Origin of the sequence: Streptomyces sp. M-16 (assembly GCF_052114405.1) — a bacterium.
Lineage (GTDB): Bacteria > Actinomycetota > Actinomycetes > Streptomycetales > Streptomycetaceae > Streptomyces.
The window spans coordinates 1-363 of record NZ_JBFRER010000363.1 but is presented as its reverse complement, the minus strand read 5'-3'; the positions used below and the strand labels follow the sequence as shown (position 1 = coordinate 363).

Annotated in this window: 1 pseudogene; it reads left to right on the top strand. The window is 61.2% G+C overall.

Features of this window, described 5'->3' with window-relative positions:
* Nucleotides 1–262: 262 nt before the first annotated feature.
* A pseudogene (locus tag AB4039_RS42575) lies at nucleotides 263–363 on the top strand (IS5/IS1182 family transposase); the annotation flags it as partial.

Sequence of the window (363 nt, the reverse complement as noted above, 5' to 3'; positions counted from 1 at the left end):
GCGGTCAAGGGCAACAGCTACTCGGCCCAGGTCGACATGACCACGGGTACCGAGCAGAAGAAGTTCGACGTGAACAAGAACGCCTGGACGCCGGTCGGCGAGAGCGCCGACGAGCAGGGCCGCGACTTCATGCTCATGGAAATCCGCACGGCCAAGTAATATCCGCGCCACACCGAGGCGCATATGCCTTGCCGATATGCAGCCTCTTTCATCGCCTAAGGGTTGTCCCGTAACTGCTGGTCACAGGTGAGATGATCTTGGTGTGGCTGGTGTGATCACGGCGTCGGAGCCGTCTTGGATAGCCCCGTTCACGGGGCTGAGTCCGCGCTGTTTCGGGAAGCTGGTGACCGTTTTGCGGCGCGA